17 protein-coding genes are annotated in these 15,593 nt (G+C 64.4%); 2 read left to right on the top strand and 15 right to left on the bottom strand.

Annotation, left to right across the window (positions count from 1 at the left end; genetic code table 11):
• Positions 1-21 precede the first annotated feature (21 nt).
• Together RYH74_RS06385 and recR are read left to right on the top strand one after the other, a co-directional pair.
• On the top strand, positions 22-357 hold the full coding sequence (locus RYH74_RS06385; protein WP_003259671.1) for a YbaB/EbfC family nucleoid-associated protein: 336 nt from the start codon (positions 22-24) through the stop codon (positions 355-357).
• 293 nt (positions 358-650) lie between these two features.
• Positions 651-1,253, top strand: coding sequence for a recombination mediator RecR (recR, locus tag RYH74_RS06390; RefSeq protein ID WP_003259670.1), 603 nt, complete (start codon positions 651-653; stop codon positions 1,251-1,253).
• 135 nt (positions 1,254-1,388) lie between these two features.
• On the opposite strand, the gene RYH74_RS06395 is transcribed toward recR, so the two are convergent.
• The 15 genes from RYH74_RS06395 to ccoO (RYH74_RS06465) all read right to left on the bottom strand — a co-directional run.
• Positions 1,389-1,937, bottom strand: coding sequence for an adenine phosphoribosyltransferase (locus tag RYH74_RS06395; RefSeq protein WP_009683910.1), 549 nt, complete (start codon positions 1,935-1,937; stop codon positions 1,389-1,391).
• Between the two features lie 55 nt (positions 1,938-1,992).
• Positions 1,993-2,727, bottom strand: coding sequence for a Crp/Fnr family transcriptional regulator FnrA (fnrA, locus tag RYH74_RS06400; protein WP_015271145.1), 735 nt, complete (start codon positions 2,725-2,727; stop codon positions 1,993-1,995).
• 184 nt (positions 2,728-2,911) lie between these two features.
• Positions 2,912-4,294 (bottom strand): oxygen-independent coproporphyrinogen III oxidase, encoded by a 1,383-nt coding sequence (gene hemN / locus RYH74_RS06405; protein WP_075045877.1) that lies wholly within the window; start codon positions 4,292-4,294, stop codon positions 2,912-2,914.
• Between the two features lie 186 nt (positions 4,295-4,480).
• Positions 4,481-5,164, bottom strand: a complete 684-nt coding sequence (locus tag RYH74_RS06410; protein ID WP_317409111.1) for a sulfite exporter TauE/SafE family protein — start codon at positions 5,162-5,164, stop codon at positions 4,481-4,483.
• Positions 5,157-5,372 carry a cbb3-type cytochrome oxidase assembly protein CcoS gene (gene ccoS / locus RYH74_RS06415; RefSeq protein WP_013973501.1) on the bottom strand — a complete coding sequence of 72 codons (216 nt, stop codon included), beginning with the start codon at positions 5,370-5,372 and terminating at the stop codon, positions 5,157-5,159. Before ccoS ends, RYH74_RS06410 begins: the two co-directional genes overlap by 8 nt.
• Positions 5,351-7,825, bottom strand: a complete 2,475-nt coding sequence (locus RYH74_RS06420; protein ID WP_317409112.1) for a heavy metal translocating P-type ATPase — start codon at positions 7,823-7,825, stop codon at positions 5,351-5,353. The genes ccoS and RYH74_RS06420 overlap by 22 nt, the downstream gene beginning before the upstream one ends.
• Positions 7,826-7,974: 149 nt before the next feature.
• Positions 7,975-8,499 (bottom strand): FixH family protein, encoded by a 525-nt coding sequence (locus tag RYH74_RS06425; RefSeq protein WP_075045875.1) that lies wholly within the window; start codon positions 8,497-8,499, stop codon positions 7,975-7,977.
• Between the two features lie 15 nt (positions 8,500-8,514).
• A complete protein-coding gene (gene ccoG, locus RYH74_RS06430) occupies positions 8,515-9,930 on the bottom strand; it encodes a cytochrome c oxidase accessory protein CcoG (RefSeq protein WP_085664018.1) in 1,416 nt (471 codons plus the stop codon).
• Positions 9,931-10,252: 322 nt separating this feature from the next.
• Positions 10,253-11,230, bottom strand: a complete 978-nt coding sequence (gene ccoP / locus RYH74_RS06435; RefSeq protein ID WP_025340010.1) for a cytochrome-c oxidase, cbb3-type subunit III — start codon at positions 11,228-11,230, stop codon at positions 10,253-10,255.
• Positions 11,227-11,418 (bottom strand): CcoQ/FixQ family Cbb3-type cytochrome c oxidase assembly chaperone, encoded by a 192-nt coding sequence (locus tag RYH74_RS06440; protein ID WP_003259925.1) that lies wholly within the window; start codon positions 11,416-11,418, stop codon positions 11,227-11,229. The genes ccoP (RYH74_RS06435) and RYH74_RS06440 overlap by 4 nt, the downstream gene beginning before the upstream one ends.
• 5 nt (positions 11,419-11,423) lie before the next feature.
• Positions 11,424-12,032: a cytochrome-c oxidase, cbb3-type subunit II gene (gene ccoO, locus RYH74_RS06445; RefSeq protein WP_013973496.1), complete on the bottom strand. Its 609-nt coding sequence runs from the start codon at positions 12,030-12,032 to the stop codon at positions 11,424-11,426.
• Positions 12,032-13,474 (bottom strand): cytochrome-c oxidase, cbb3-type subunit I, encoded by a 1,443-nt coding sequence (gene ccoN, locus RYH74_RS06450; protein ID WP_317409113.1) that lies wholly within the window; start codon positions 13,472-13,474, stop codon positions 12,032-12,034. The genes ccoO (RYH74_RS06445) and ccoN overlap by 1 nt, the downstream gene beginning before the upstream one ends.
• Positions 13,475-13,918: 444 nt before the next feature.
• Entirely contained in the window at positions 13,919-14,860 is a 942-nt protein-coding gene (gene ccoP / locus RYH74_RS06455) for a cytochrome-c oxidase, cbb3-type subunit III (protein WP_317409114.1), read from the bottom strand.
• Positions 14,857-15,051 carry a cbb3-type cytochrome oxidase subunit 3 gene (locus tag RYH74_RS06460; RefSeq protein ID WP_025340008.1) on the bottom strand — a complete coding sequence of 65 codons (195 nt, stop codon included), beginning with the start codon at positions 15,049-15,051 and terminating at the stop codon, positions 14,857-14,859. Before RYH74_RS06460 ends, ccoP (RYH74_RS06455) begins: the two co-directional genes overlap by 4 nt.
• Positions 15,052-15,056: 5 nt before the next feature.
• Positions 15,057-15,593, bottom strand: a 537-nt coding sequence (gene ccoO / locus RYH74_RS06465) for a cytochrome-c oxidase, cbb3-type subunit II (protein WP_317409115.1), incomplete at its 5' end; no start/stop codon positions are given.

Here is a 15,593-nt window from a genome sequence, read left to right on the forward strand (position 1 = left end):
ACCCAATCGAGGTATACCCCCATGATGAAAGGTGGCATGGCCGGCCTGATGAAGCAGGCCCAGCAGATGCAGGAAAAGATGCAGAAGATGCAGGAAGAGCTGGCCAACGCCGAAGTCACCGGCCAGTCCGGTGGTGGCCTGGTGAGCGTGGTGATGACCGGTCGTCACGACGTCAAGCGTGTCAGCATCGACCAAAGCCTGATGTCGACTGATGAAGACGACAAGGAAGTGCTGGAAGACCTGATCGCCGCCGCGCTGAACGACGCCGTGCGCAAGGTCGAGCAGAACAGCCAGGACAAGATGGGCAGCATGACCGCCGGCATGCAGCTGCCGCCGGGCTTCAAGATGCCGTTCTAAGGGCATTTGCGTTATCGAAAACCGCCGCTGATGACAGCGGCGTTTTTTTTTACAGAGATTTCAACCCAGGCGCGGTCTGTTTTTTGTGGGAGCGGCCTTGTGTCGCGAAAGGGCTGCGCAGCAGCCCCGGCAATTCACGCTGCGAGGCTGAAATCCCGGGGCCGCTTCGCGCCCCTTTCGCGACACAAGGCCGCTCCCACAAAAAAGCGGACCGCGTAGGTCGCATGGCTGATTTGACGCCACTGCCCCCGCTGGGTATAAACCGCCTCTTATTGATTTGTCAGGCCTTTCCCATGAGCTTCAGCCCTCTCATCCGCCAACTGATCGATGCCCTGCGAATTCTCCCGGGTGTCGGCCAGAAAACCGCCCAGCGCATGGCCCTGCAACTGCTCGAACGTGACCGCAGCGGCGGCCTGCGCCTGGCCCAGGCCTTGACCCAGGCCATGGAGGGGGTTGGGCATTGCCGTCAGTGCCGCACCCTGACCGAGCAGGAGCTGTGCCCGCAATGCGCCGACACGCGCCGTGACGATACCCAGTTGTGTGTGGTCGAAGGGCCGACCGATGTGTATGCAGTGGAGCAGACCGGCTACCGTGGCCGCTACTTCGTGCTCAAGGGCCACTTGTCGCCGCTGGACGGGCTGGGGCCTGAGGCGATCGGGATTCCGCAGCTGATGGCGCGGATCGAGGAGCAGGGCACCTTCACCGAGGTGATCCTGGCGACCAACCCGACGGTGGAAGGGGAGGCGACGGCGCATTACATTGCCCAGTTGCTGAGCGAGAAGGGCCTGGTGGCGTCGCGGATTGCCCATGGCGTGCCGCTGGGCGGCGAGCTGGAGCTGGTGGATGGTGGGACCTTGGCCCATGCGTTTGCGGGGCGTCGGCCGATTTCGCTCTGATCGAGAATTGTTGGGGCCGCTTTGCGGCCCATCGCCGGCAAGCCAGCTCCCACAGGGTTGCCGCAGGGCTGATGGCAGCGCCGTACTTGTGGGAGCTGGCTTGCCGGCGATAGGGCGCAAAGCGCCCTCGAATACTCAGTATTCGCTGAGCGAAAACTCGGTCAGGCAGAAAGTCGGTACCCCGGCCGCCTGCAGCCGGCGCGACCCGTCCAGCTCCGGCAGATCGATGATCGCCGCCGCCTCGAACACCTGCGCACCGGTCCGGCGCACCAGGTTGGCCGCTGCCAGCAGCGTACCGCCAGTAGCAATCAAGTCATCGAAGATCAACACCGAATCCCCTTCGCACAGGCTGTCGGCATGCACTTCCAGGAAGGCTTCGCCGTACTCGGTCTGGTAACCCTCGCTCAGCACGTCAGCCGGCAGCTTGCCCTGCTTGCGGAACAGGATCAGTGGCTTGTTCAGTTGGTGGGCGATGATCGAGCCGATCAGGAAGCCCCGCGCGTCCATGGCGCCGATGTGGCTGAACTCGGCTTCGACATAGCGTTCGATGAACTGGTCGGCCACATAGCGCAGCCCGCGCGGCGACTGGAACAGCGGGGTGATATCGCGGAAGATCACGCCCGGTTTGGGGAAGTCCACTACCGGGCGGATCAGGGCTTTGAGGTCGAAGGCGTCGCTGTGCATTGTTGCGGGTATCCTGGGAAAACGAATGCCCAAGTATACCCGCTAAACGCCGGCCTCAGGCCTCCATTGCGCCACCGGCCAGCGCGCACAGCTGGATCGGGTCGAGAATGTGCACTTCCTTGCCTTCGGCACGGATCAGGCCATTCTGCTGGAAGCGGGTGAACACCCGCGACACGGTTTCCACCGCCAGGCCCAGGTAGTTGCCGATTTCGTTGCGCGACATGCTCAGGCGGAACTGGTTGGCCGAATAGCCGCGGGCGCGGAAGCGCGCCGAGAGGTTGACCAGGAAGGTGGCAATACGCTCGTCAGCGGTCTTTTTCGACAGCAGCAGCATCATCTGCTGGTCGTCGCGGATTTCCCGGCTCATTACCCGCATCAGCTGGCGGCGTAGCTGCGGCAGCTGCACCGACAGCTCGTCGAGGCGCTCGAACGGGATTTCGCACACCGAGGTGGTTTCCTGGGCCTGTGCCGACACCGGGTAGGCTTCGGTGTCCATGCCCGACAGGCCGACCAGCTCGCTGGGCAGATGGAAGCCGGTGATCTGCTCTTCGCCGCTGTCGCTGAGGCTGAAGGTTTTCAGCGCGCCGGAACGTACCGCGTAGACCGAGCCGAAATTGTCGCCCTGGCGGAACAGGAACTCGCCTTTTTTCAACGGCCGCCCACGCTTGACGATTTCATCCAGTGCATCCATGTCTTCCAGGTTGAGCGACAGAGGCAGGCACAGGGGGGCCAGGCTGCAGTCCTTGCAATGGGCCTGGTTGTGTGGGCGCAGTTTGACTGGCTCGGACATTTTCATTCGATCCTTGTGGGAAAGCACACATAAGACGTAAGGGTAACTCACGGCGTAGGTTGTAGGCCAGCGTGCGCTGTTGTGGTGCGAACTGGCCGGGCCCCGGCGGGTGTGCGCCGGGGCCTTCGCTGTGCCCATGGTGTGCCTGGCAAGGAACTTTGTCCATGCGGTTGAACGACTCGGTTCAGATCACCCGCGAGAAGCGCTGGCGGTTGTGCATCGCCAGGTAGGCGTCGAACACCATGCATACCGAACGCGCCAGCAGGCGGCCGGCCGGCAGGATGCGGATGCCTTTGTCGTCCAGGCGGATCAGGCCGTCGCGCTGCAAGGTCAGCAGTTCTGGCCAGAGGTCGTTGAAGTAGCCGCGAAAATCGATGGTGAAGGCCTGTTCGATCGGCTCGAAATCCAGCTCGAAATGGCAGATCAGTTGCTGGATCACTGCCCGGCGGATGCGGTCGTCGTGGTTGCACACCAGGCCGCGCTGGGTAGCCAGCTGGGCGTTGGACAGGCTGTCCTGGTAGGTGTTGAGGTCGCTGCTGTTCTGGCAGTACAGGTCGCCGATCTGGCTGATGGCCGAAACGCCCAGGCCGATCAGGTCACAGTGCCCATGGGTGGTGTAACCCTGGAAGTTGCGCTGCAGGGTGCCTTCTTCCTGGGCGATGGCCAGCTCGTCGTCGGGCAGGGCGAAGTGGTCCATGCCGATGTAGCGGTAGCCGGCTGCGGTCAGCTGGTCGATGGTGGCGTGCAGCATCTCCAGCTTGGCGGCCGCGCTGGGCAGGTCATTGCTGTCGATGCGCCGTTGCGGCATGAAGCGCTCGGGCAGGTGGGCGTAGTTGAACACCGACAGGCGGTCGGGTTGCAGGCGGATCACTTCTTCGACGGTGCGGGCAAAGCCTTCCGGGGTTTGCTTGGGCAGGCCGTAGATCAGGTCGAGGTTGATCGAGCGGAACTGCAAGGTGCGCGCGGCTTCGATCAGGGTGCGGGTCTGCTCCAGGCTCTGCAGGCGGTTTACCGCGCGCTGCACGGCCGGGTCGAGGTCCTGCACGCCCAGGCTGACGCGGTTGAAGCCCAGTTCGCGGAGCAGGCCCATGGTCGACCAGTCGGCTTCGCGCGGGTCGATCTCGATGCCGTAGTCGCCGGAGTCGTCGTCCAGCAGGTGGAAGTGCTGGCGCAGGGTGGCCATCAGCTGGCGCAGTTCCACATGGCTGAGGAAAGTTGGCGTGCCGCCGCCGAAATGCAGTTGCTCGACACGCTGTTTAGGGTCGAGGTGGCAGGCGATCAGCTGGATTTCCTGCTCCAGGCGCTGCAGGTAGGGCGCGGCGCGGCCGCGGTCCTTGGTGATGACCTTGTTGCAGGCGCAGTAGTAGCAGATGTTGGCGCAGAACGGCACATGCACGTACAGCGACAGCGGGCGCGCGGCCCGACGGCTTTCGCGCAGGGCGTGGAGCAGGTCGAACGAGCCCACTTCGCTGTGCAGTTGCACGGCGGTCGGGTAAGAGGTGTAGCGTGGTCCGGCCAGGTCGTAACGGCGGATCAGGTCGGTATCCCAACGAAGGTCGTCGAGCATGAGGGCGGTCCCCGGAAAGAGCAGCAGTGCCCCGGAGTCTATGGCCGTCTGTAGGAATCTGTGTTGATTTGTATCAAGGGCATTGGGGCTGCTCTGCAGCCCTTCGCGGGCTTGCCCGCTCCCACAGGGGTACACATGATCCTGTGGGAGCGGGCATGCCCGCGAAGGGTCGCAAAGCGGCCCCCATCAATGCCCCATCAACCAATGCTGGTGCGGTCCAGGCATGGTCCAGATACCAAACAGCATCACCAGCACCCCGCCAGCCACCCGCACACTGCGTCTTTTCAACAAAATGTTTACTCGCTCCGCGGCTAATCCGGTAGCCAGCAATACCGGCCAGGTCCCCACGCCGAAAGCCAGCATCAGCGCCGCGCTGTACCCGGCATTGCCTTGGCTGGCCGCCCACAGCAAGGTGCTGTACACCAACCCGCACGGTAACCACCCCCACAGGGCCCCCAGCAACAACGCCCGAGGCACGCTGGACACCGGCAGCAAGCGCGACGCCAGCGGCTGGATATGCCGCCACAGCCCCCGGCCCAGCGCCTCGATGCGGGTCAGCCCGCTCCACCAGCCGGCCAGGTACAACCCCATGGCGATCAGCAGCAGCGCCGCCACCACCCGCAGTGCCAGCGCCGCCGGGCTGCTGGCCACGGCCCAGCCGGCCAGGCCCAGCAGCAGGCCGGCACAGGCATAACTGAGAATGCGCCCAAGGTTGTACGCCAGCAGCAGGCGCAAGCGCCGGCCACGTTGTTCGGGTGGTATGGCAAGGGTCAGCGCGCCCATCAGGCCGCCGCACATGCCCAGGCAGTGGCCGCCGCCGAGCAGGCCGAGGACCAACGCCGAGCCCAGCAGAGGCAGCAGGTCAGGCACGGGGCGGGTTTTCCTTGTCGGTGTCGGCCTTGCTGTCGTCAGGTTTCACCGCCGCCTGATGGCGCGGGTCCTGGTCGTCGAACAGGATGCTGTGGGCAGGGCTTTCCAGGTCGTCGTACTGGCCGCTGTCCACCGCCCAGAAGAAGATGTACACGGCCACGCCGACCAGCAGCAGGGCTGCGGGGATCATGACATAGAGTGCGGGCATGACGACTTCCTCCCGGGCAGGGGCGCTTCGTTCGCTGGTAGGCCCGATGCCAGGGGCAGGCGGGTCAGGCGCAGGGCGTTGAGTACCACGATCAGTGAACTGACCGACATGCCGATGGCTGCCCAAACCGGGGTGATCCAGCCAAGCGCGGCGAACGGTAACATCAGGCCATTATACAAGGTCGCCCACAGCAGGTTCTCGAGGATGTTGCGGCGGGTGCGGCGGGCCAGCTCGAAGGCCTGTACCAGCGCCTGCAGGCGGTTGGACAGCAGCACGGCGTCGGCGCTGGTCTTGGCCAGGTCGGTGGCGCTGCCCATGGCAATGCTGATGTCGGCGGCGGCCAGTACCGGCACGTCGTTGACCCCGTCACCCAGCATCAGCACCTTGCGCCCGGCCGCCTGCAGTGCCTTCAGCCGGTCCAGTTTGTCGTCCGGGCGCAGGCCGCCGATGGCCTGGTCGATGCCCAGCTGCGCGGCCACTTCGGCAACCATCGGCGAGCTGTCGCCCGACAGCAGCAGCGTGCGCCAGCCACGGACCTTGCAGGCCGCCAGCAGGGCAGGGGCATCGTCGCGCAGGCGGTCGTCCAGGCCGAACCAGGCCAGCGGGCCCTGGCGGTCGCCCAGCAGCAGCCACTGGCCGCGCGGCTCTGGCACACCGGGGATTTCCGCGCCGCTCAGGGCGCAGACGAAGGTGGCCTGGCCAATGCGCAGGCGCTGGCCTTCGACCAGCCCTTCCAGGCCCAGGCCCGGCACGGTCTGCACGTCGTCAGCAGGCGTGGCGGTGCGGCCGAAGGCACGGGCGATGGGGTGTTCGGAGCGGTTCTCCAGCGCTGCGGCCAGGGCCAGGCAGCGGTCGGCGGGCAGGCTGCCGAGCGGGCGAATGCTGCGCAAGGTCAGGCGGCCCTCGGTCAGCGTGCCGGTCTTGTCGAAAATCACCGTGTCGATCTGGTTCAGGCCTTCCAGCACATGGCCACGGGTGACCAGCAGGCCGAGCTTGTGCAAGGTGCCGGTGGCCGCAGTAAGCGCCGTTGGCGTGGCCAGGGACAGCGCGCAAGGGCAGGTCGCTACCAGCATGGCCAGCACGATCCAGAACGCCCGCGCCGGGTCCAGGTGCCACCACCACAGGCCGATGGCCGCGGCGGCCAGCAGCGAGAACAGCAGGAACCACTGCGAGGCCCGGTCGGCGATTTCGGCCAGGCGTGGTTTTTCGGTCTGGGCGCGTTCCAGCAGGCGGACGATGGCCGACAACCGCGAGTCGTGGCCGAGGGCTTCGACTTCTACGTTCAGGGTGCTTTCGACGTTCAGGGTACCGCCGGTGACCCGCTCGCCGACCCGCCGTGGTTGCGGCAGGTATTCACCGGTCAGCAACGATTCATCGACGCTGGAGCGGCCTTCGACGATGCGCCCGTCGGCGGGGATTACCGCGCCTGGCAGCACCTGCACCGTGTCACCGCGCTGCAGTTCGCTGAGCAGGATGCGCTCGCTGCGGCCGGCGGCGTCCAGGCGCAGGCACGAGGCCGGCAGCAGGTTGACCAGCTGCGCAGTGGCCGCGGCGGTGCGTTCGCGGGCGCGGCGCTCCAGGTAGCGGCCGGTGAGCAGGAACAGCGCGAACATGCCCACGGTGTCGAAATACAGCTCGCCGCTGCCGGTGATGGCGGTCCAGATGCCGGCGCCGAAGGCCAGGCCAATGGCTAGCGACACCGAAACGTCCATGGTCAGGTGGCGGGTACGCAGGTCGCGTGCCGCGCCCTTGAAGAACGGTGCGCAGCTGTAGAACACGATGGGGATGGTGAGGAACAGCGCGACCCAGCGCAGGATGGTGTGCAGTTCGGGCGACAGGTCGATGTTGAATTCCGGCCAGGTGGCCATGGTTGCCATCATCGCCTGGAACCACAGCAGCCCGGCCACGCCCAGGCGGCGCAGGGCGCTGCGGTTCTCGCGGGCCAGTTGCTCGGCGGCCTGGTCGGGCTGATAGGGGTGGGCGGCGTAGCCGATCTGGCGCAGCTCGGCGAGCAGGCGCGAGAGCGGCAGTTGCTGGTCATGCCAGTTCAGCAGCAGGCGGTGGTTGGACAGGTTCAGGCGCGCCTCGGCGACGCCGGGCAGGTTGCGCAGGTGCTTTTCGATCAGCCAGCCGCAGGCGGCGCAGCTGATGCCTTCGACCAGCAGGGTGGTTTCGGCCAGGTCGCCAGCATGGCGAACGAAGGTTTGCTGTACGTCGCTGCGGTCGTAGAGGGCCAGTTCGTCCTGTAGCTGCTTGGGCAGGGCCTCGGGGTTGGCGCTGTTGTCGCTGCGGTGCTGGTAGTAGTGCTCCAGGCCACCGGCGACGATCGACTCGGCCACCGCCTGGCAGCCGGGGCAGCAGAACTGCCGGGGCTGGCCGAGGACCACGGCGTTGTAGCGGCTGCCAGCGGGGACGGGCAGGGCGCAGTGGTAGCAGGGGGTGGGCTGGGTCATCACATCATTGCCTTACACAAATCGGCTGGTTGGGCACGGCACCTGTGGGAGCGGGTTCACCCGCGAATGCGTCAGATCAGGCGATGATGTTTTCAGGTCTGACGCATTCGCGGGTAAACCCGCTCCCACAAGGAACGGCGGAGGTGCGTTTATTGGTGCTCGGCCCCTTGCAGCGCTTCATCACCCAGCTGCAAGGTCACACCATGCTCCACCTTTTCTTCCTCGAACAAGCGCCAAACCTGGCCACCTTCGCTACCCAGCAGCTCAACGAAGCGCCGCCCGTCAACCTTGTCCTCCAGCTGCCCCACATAGCGCCCAGCCTCGACCCGGCTCAGCAGCACCTTGCGGTCTTTCTCCGGCTGGGTTGGCGAAATCAGGTTCAGCTCCAGGCTCTGCGGGTCGCTGTTGCCGGCCAGGCGCACATCCACTTCGCCGGTCAGCTCGTCCAGGTGCACGCCGGCCTTCAGGCCCAGCGTCTGCGCCAGCAGTTCTCGGTCCAGCGAGCGGTTGATGCCCTTGCCAGCCTCGTAGTAGTTGTCGTTCACCAGGTTGTCCGGGTTGTGCACGGCGATGCTGACCATGGTCAGGCTCAGGCACACCGAGGTGGCGAGGATGCCGATGATGATCCAGGGCCAGAGGTGCTTGTACCAGGGGCTGGCGGCGGTGGCAGGCATTGTGGGTTATCTCTCTCAGCGGATCTGTGGGCCGATGAAGCGGCTCTTGGCTTCAACCTGGGCGTCGCTGTCATCGGCGCTCTTGAGGATGAAGGTGATTTCGTTGGTGGTCGATGGCAGTTTCTCGGGCGCGATCGACAGCTGCACCGGCAGGCTGACGATATCACCAGCGTCCACGCGGATCTCGCGCTGGCCTTCAAGCTTCAGGTCCGGCAGGCCGGTGGCGTCCAGTACGTAGACGTGGTCACGCTGGTCCTTGTTCATCACTTTCAGGCTGTACACGTTCTCGATCCGGCCCTGGGCGTTCTCGCGGTACAGCACGCGGTCCTTGCTCACGTCGAAACCGACCAGCGAACGGGTGGCGAAGGCGGTGGCCAGGCCGACCATCATCACCAGCAGGACCACGGCATAGCCGATCAGGCGCGGGCGCAGCATGTGGGTCTTCTGCCCGGACAGGTTGTGCTCGGTGGTGTAGCTGATCAGCCCTTTGGGGTAGTTCATCTTGTCCATGATGTTGTCGCAGGCGTCGATGCACGCGGCGCAGCCGATGCACTCGATCTGCAAGCCGTCACGGATGTCGATGCCGGTGGGGCAGACCTGCACGCACATGGTGCAGTCGATGCAGTCACCCAGGCCCGCGGCCTTGTAGTCCAGGTCTTTTTTGCGCGGGCCGCGGGTTTCGCCACGGCGCGGGTCGTAGGAAACGATCAGTGTGTCCTTGTCGAACATCACGCTCTGGAAGCGCGCGTAGGGGCACATGTACACGCACACCTGCTCGCGCAGCCAGCCGGCGTTGCCGTAGGTGGCGAGGGTGAAGAAGCCGACCCAGAAGTAGGCCCAGCCGTCGGCCTGGCCGGTAAAGAATTCGGTGGCCAGTTCACGGATCGGCGAGAAATAGCCGACGAAGGTCATGCCGGTGACGAAGCCGATCAGCAGCCACAGGCTGTGCTTGGCGAACTTGCGCAGGAACTTGTTGCCGCTCATGGGGGCTCTGTCGAGCTTCATGCGCTGGTTGCGGTCGCCCTCGGTGACCTTTTCGCACCACATGAAAATCCAGGTCCACACGCTTTGCGGGCAGGTGTAGCCGCACCACACCCGGCCGGCGAACACGGTGATGAAGAACAGGCCGAAGGCGGCCACGATGAGGATGCCCGAAAGCAGGATGAAGTCTTGCGGCCAGATGGTGGCGCCGAAGATGTAGAACTTGCGCTCGGGCAGGTTCCACCACACGGCCTGGTGGCCGCCCCAGTTCAGCCACACGGTGCCGAAGTACAGCAGGAACAGCACAGCCCCGCCGACCATGCGCAGGCGCCGGAACAGGCCGGTGAAGGCACGGGTGTAGATCTTTTCCCGGGAGGCGTAGAGGTCGACGGAATCCTTCCCTTTGTTGGCAGGCGGGGTGACGTCATGTACCGGAATTTGCTTGCTCATCATCAAGTCCCACGGCAGTGGAGAAACGCCGCAGCCAGTGCGTGCCGGCCGCAGTCTCGCGCAATCTGCTAGCGCTCTGCGGCCCATGATACGCCGCTGATGGCAGTATGGGGCTGCACTGCGACCTTTAGTCGCGTTGGGTTCGTGGTATGAATCGTGTTATGGCAGGTGTCAATTGATCCAGATCATGGAGCCTGCAACAAATGTGTTTTCAGTACCGGCCTCTTCGCGGGTGAACCCGCTCCCACAGGGATCGCACAGATCCTGACGCGAGCGCAGTACCTGTGGGAGCGGGTTTACCCGCGAAGAGGCCGGGCCTGCCTTACTCGGCCTTGGCCGGTTCGGCCTGCTGCGACAGGCTGTACACATAAGCCGCCAGCAAGTGCACCTTGTCATTCCCTTGCATCTGCTCCTGGGCCGGCATCTGCCCCTGGCGACCGTAGCGGATGGTCTGTTGCAACTGGGCAAAGCTCGAACCGTAGATGAACGCCTGCGGATGGGTCAGGTTCGGCGCGCCCATGGCTGGCGTACCCTTGCCCTCCGGCCCGTGGCAGGCCACGCAGTTGGCGGCGAAGATCTTCTGCCCGTTCTCGGCATCGGCCTTCACGCCCTCTGGCAGGGTGCGGCCATCGAGCTTGCTGACCACGAACGCGGCCACATCGGCCACGCCCTGGTCACCGATCACCTCGGCCCATGCCGGCATCACGCCATGGCGACCGCCCATGATGGTGGTCTTGATGGTGTCTGGCTCGCCGCCCCAGCGCCAGTCGTTGTCGGTGAGGTTAGGGAAGCCGAAGGCACCCTTGGCGTCGGAGCCGTGGCACACCGAGCAGTTGGAAGCGAACAGCCGCGCGCCCATCTTCAGGGCCTGCGGGTCCTTGGCCACCTCGGTGATGGGCATGGCGGCGAACTTGGCGAAGATCGGCCCGAAGCGGGCGTCGGCCTTGGCCATTTCCTTTTCCCACTCGTGCACACCGGTCCAGCCCGGCTGGCCGTTGGAAAACTCGGTCTGCTTGTCGTTATCCAGGTACGAGTAGCCCGGCAGGACGCCTTTCCAGTTGCCCAGGCCCGGGTACAGCACCAGGTAGCCGAGGGCGAAGACGATGGTGCCGACGAACAGCCAGAACCACCATTTCGGCAGCGGGTTGTCGTACTCCTCGATGCCATCGAAGGCATGCCCGACGGTTTCGTCGGTGACCTCTTCGCGCTGGCCCTTGCGGGTCGACAGCAGCAGCCAGGTCAACGAGAAGATGGTGCCCAGGGTCAGGACGGTAACGTACAGACTCCAGAAGGTTGTCATTGTTTTTTGCTCCCAGAAGCTTTTGCTTGCTCGACGTGCCGGCTGGCTTCGGGGTCATCCGCGAAGGGCAGTTGGGTCGCTTCGTCGAAGTCCTTCTTGCGCCGTGGGTTGAACACCCACAGCGCCAGGCCCACGAAGGCCACCATCACCACGACGGTGCCCAGGCCGCGAATCATCCCGATATCCATCAGCGTCACCGTTTGCTCTTGATGATGGTGCCAAGACCCTGCAGGTACGCGACGATGGCGTCCATTTCGGTCTTGCCCTTGACCGCGTCGCGGGCCCCGGCGATGTCGGCGTCGGTGTACGGCACGCCGAGGGTGCGCAGCACTTCCATCTTCTTCGCGGTGTCCTTGCCGTCGAGCTTGTGCTCGACCAGCCATGGGTACGACGGCATCTTCGATTCCGGTACCACGTTGCGCGGGTTGTACAGGTGCGCACGGTGCCAGTCATCGGAGTAGCGGCCACCGACCCGCGCCAGGTCCGGCCCGGTACGCTTGGAGCCCCACAGGAACGGGTGGTCCCACACGCTCTCGCCGGCCACCGAGTAATGGCCGTAGCGTTCGGTTTCGGCACGGAACGGGCGGATCATCTGCGAGTGGCAGCCCACGCAGCCTTCGCGGATGTAGATATCGCGGCCTTCAAGTTCCAGCGCGGTGCGCGGCTTCATGCCTTCCACGGGTTTGTTGGTGACGTCCTGGAAAAACAGCGGGACGATCTGGGTCAGGCCACCGACGCTCACGGCGATGACCATGAAGAAGGCCAGCAGGCCTATGTTCTTCTCGACGGCTTCATGCTTCATCAGTGCGCTCCCACGACGACGATCTTGGCGGCTTCCTCAGCCTGTGCCGGGTTGGCGGCACGTACGGTACGGAACACGTTGTAGGCCATCAGCAGCATGCCGGTGGCGAAGAACGCACCGCCCAGGGCGCGGACGATATAGCCAGGGTGGCTGGCCTGCAGGGCTTCGACGAAGGAGTAGGTGAGGGTGCCGTCATCGTTGATGGCGCGCCACATCAGGCCCTGGGTGATGCCGTTTACCCACATCGAGGCGATGTACAGCACGGTACCGATGGTAGCCAGCCAGAAGTGCGCGTTGATCAGGCCGACGCTGTGCATCTGCTCGCGGCCATACAGGCGCGGGATCATGTGGTACACGGCGCCGATCGAGATCATCGCCACCCAGCCGAGGGCGCCGGCGTGTACGTGGCCGATGGTCCAGTCGGTGTAGTGCGACAGCGAGTTCACGGTCTTGATGGCCATCATCGGGCCTTCGAAGGTGGACATGCCGTAGAACGCCAGCGACACCACCAGGAAGCGCAGGATCGGGTCGGTGCGCAGTTTGTGCCAGGCACCGGAGAGGGTCATCATGCCGTTGATCATGCCGCCCCAGCTTGGCGCCAGCAGGATGATCGACATGACCATGCCCAGCGACTGTGCCCAGTCAGGCAGGGCGGTGTAGTGCAGGTGGTGCGGGCCGGCCCAGATGTACAGGGTGATCAGTGCCCAGAAGTGCACGATCGACAGGCGATACGAGTAGATCGGGCGTTCGGCCTGCTTGGGTACGAAGTAGTACATCATCCCCAGGAAGCCGGTGGTGAGGAAGAAGCCCACGGCGTTGTGGCCGTACCACCACTGGATCATCGCGTCGGTGGCGCCGGAGTAGGCCGAGTACGATTTGAACAGGCTTACCGGCATCGAGATGTGGTTGACGATGTGCAGCATCGCCGTAACCACGATGAAGGCGCCGTAGAACCAGTTGCCGACATAGATGTGCTTGGTCTTGCGCTTGACGATGGTGCCGAAGAACACCAGCCCGTAGGTGACCCACACAATGGCCAGCAGGATCGCCAGCGGCCACTCGAGCTCGGCGTATTCCTTGGTGGTGGTGTAGCCCATCGGCAGGGTGATCAGCGCCCCGACGATCACCGCCTGCCAACCCCAGAAGGTGAAGGCGGCCATGCTGTCGGAGATCAGCCGGGTCTGGCAGGTGCGCTGCACCACGTAGTAGCTGGTGCCGAACAGCGCACAGCCCCCGAAGGCGAAGATCACCAGGTTGGTGTGCAGCGGGCGCAGGCGGCCGAAGCTGGTCCAGGGCAGGTCCAGGTTCAGTTGCGGCCATACCAGCTGCGAGGCGATGAAGACGCCGAGGCCCATGCCAAGGATCCCCCAGACCACCGTCATGATGGCGAACTGGCGGACGACCTTATAGTTATAAGCAGTCGGACTGATTGCTGTGCTCATTGCTAAGGTTCCACGGTTTTGATGTTCTTGTTGGTCGAAAAAATCGGCGCCAGTATTGATAACCACCGGGGTTACCGCAACGCAACTTTGGTACGCCGACCCGTGCCCGAGCCCGTTCACTGATGTCCCGCAGCGATCGGGTCTGGACGATTGTACACAAATAAATATTTGTAATGTGTACCGTTTTTCGCCTTTTTCTGATCGATCGGTCAAGCTTTTTATCGGGACGGCGACAGGCTAAGCGCCGCGTCTGCTTCGCTCCTTTCGGAGCGAGGCCCACTGAGGCAACAAGCTTAGTTGTGTTCGGAGGGGGTGCAAGGAGGGGTAGAGCGGGGAGGGGGGCTGCTTTGCAGCCCTTCGCGGGCTTGCCCGCTCCCACAGGTTCACCACAATGCTTGAAATCTGTGGTTAACCTGTGGGAGCGGGCGAGCCCGCGAATGGGTGTTACTTGGCAGTCAGGTCTGGCGAAGCTTGATCCTGCGACAGGCTATACACGTATGCCGCCAGCAGGTGCACCTTGTCGTTGCCCTGGATCTCCGCCTGCGCCGGCATCTGACCCTGGCGACCATAGCGAATGGTCTGCTGCAGCTGGGCAAAGCTCGAACCGTAGATGAACGCCTGCGGGTGGGTCAGGTCTGGCGCGCCCATGGCCGGGGTGCCCTTGCCTTCAGGCCCGTGGCAGGCCACGCAGTTGCCGGCGAAGATTTCCTTGCCCTTGGCGGCGTCGGCCTTGATCCCTTCCGGCAGGCTGCGGCCATCGAGGTTGGTGAGCACGAACGCGGCCACATCCGCCACGCCCTGCTCGCCGATCACTTCGGCCCAGGCCGGCATCACGCCGTGGCGACCGTTCATGATCGACGCCTTGATGGTTTCCGCCTCGCCGCCCCAGCGCCAGTCCTTGTCGGTGAGGTTGGGGAAGCCATAGGCACCCTTGGCGTCCGAGCCGTGGCACACCGAGCAGTTCGAGGCGAACAGGCGGCTACCCATTTTCAGCGCCTGCGGGTCCTTGGCCACTTCTTCCACGGGCATGGCGGCGTACTTGGCAAAGATCGGGCCGAATTTTGCGTCGGCCTTGTCCATTTCCTTCTGCCATTCGTTGGCGCCGGTCCAGCCATTTTCATAGCCCGGCAGGATGCCCTTCCAGTTGCCCAGGCCCGGGTAGAGGATCAGATAGCCGACCGAGAACACCAGGGTGCCGACGAACAGCCAGAACCACCACTTGGGCAGCGGGTTGTCGTATTCCTCGATGCCGTCGAAGCTGTGGCCCATGGTCTGGTCGGTGGTGTTGTTGCTCTGGCCCTTGCGGGTGGCGAGCAGCAGCCAGGTCAGGCCAATCAGGCTACCGATGGTCAGTACGCAGATGTACGTACTCCAGAAGGTGGTCATTGCCCGTTACTCCTTTTTGCAGCAGGTGCCTGTCCGGCAGAGGGCAGGCGGTCGTCGACGAAGGGCAGCAGGCGCGCTTCGGCGAAATCACGGTCGCGGCGGCGGTTGAATACCCACAGGGTGAGGCCGATGAAGGCGATCATCACCACCAGTGTGCCCAGGCCGCGGATCATGCCGATGTCCATTCCCATCGCATTCACCTCTTGTTCTTGATCGCGGTGCCGAGCACCTGCAGGTAGGCGACCAGGGCGTCCATCTCGGTCTTGCCCTTGACCGCGTCGCGGGCCCCGGCGATGTCGTCGTCGGTGTACGGCACGCCCAGGGTGCGCAGGGTGCGCATCTTGGTGTCGGTATGGCTGTTGTCGACCTGCTGGGCGACCAGCCATGGGTACGACGGCATCTTCGACTCCGGTACCACGTTGCGCGGGTTGTACAGGTGCGCACGGTGCCAGTCGTCCGAGTAGCGGCCACCGACCCGGGCCAGGTCCGGCCCGGTGCGCTTGGAACCCCACAGGAACGGGTGGTCCCACACGCTTTCACCAGCCACCGAGTAGTGGCCATAGCGCTCGGTTTCGGCGCGGAACGGGCGGATCATCTGCGAGTGGCAGCCCACGCAGCCTTCGCGGATGTAGATATCGCGGCCTTCCAGCTGCAGCGCGGTGTAGGGCTTCATGCCTTCCACCGGCTTGTTGGTGACGTCCTGGAAGAACAACGGGACGATCTGGGTCAGGCC

The organism is Pseudomonas sp. LSJ-87 (genome assembly GCF_032971465.1).
Lineage (GTDB): Bacteria > Pseudomonadota > Gammaproteobacteria > Pseudomonadales > Pseudomonadaceae > Aquipseudomonas > Aquipseudomonas putida_Z.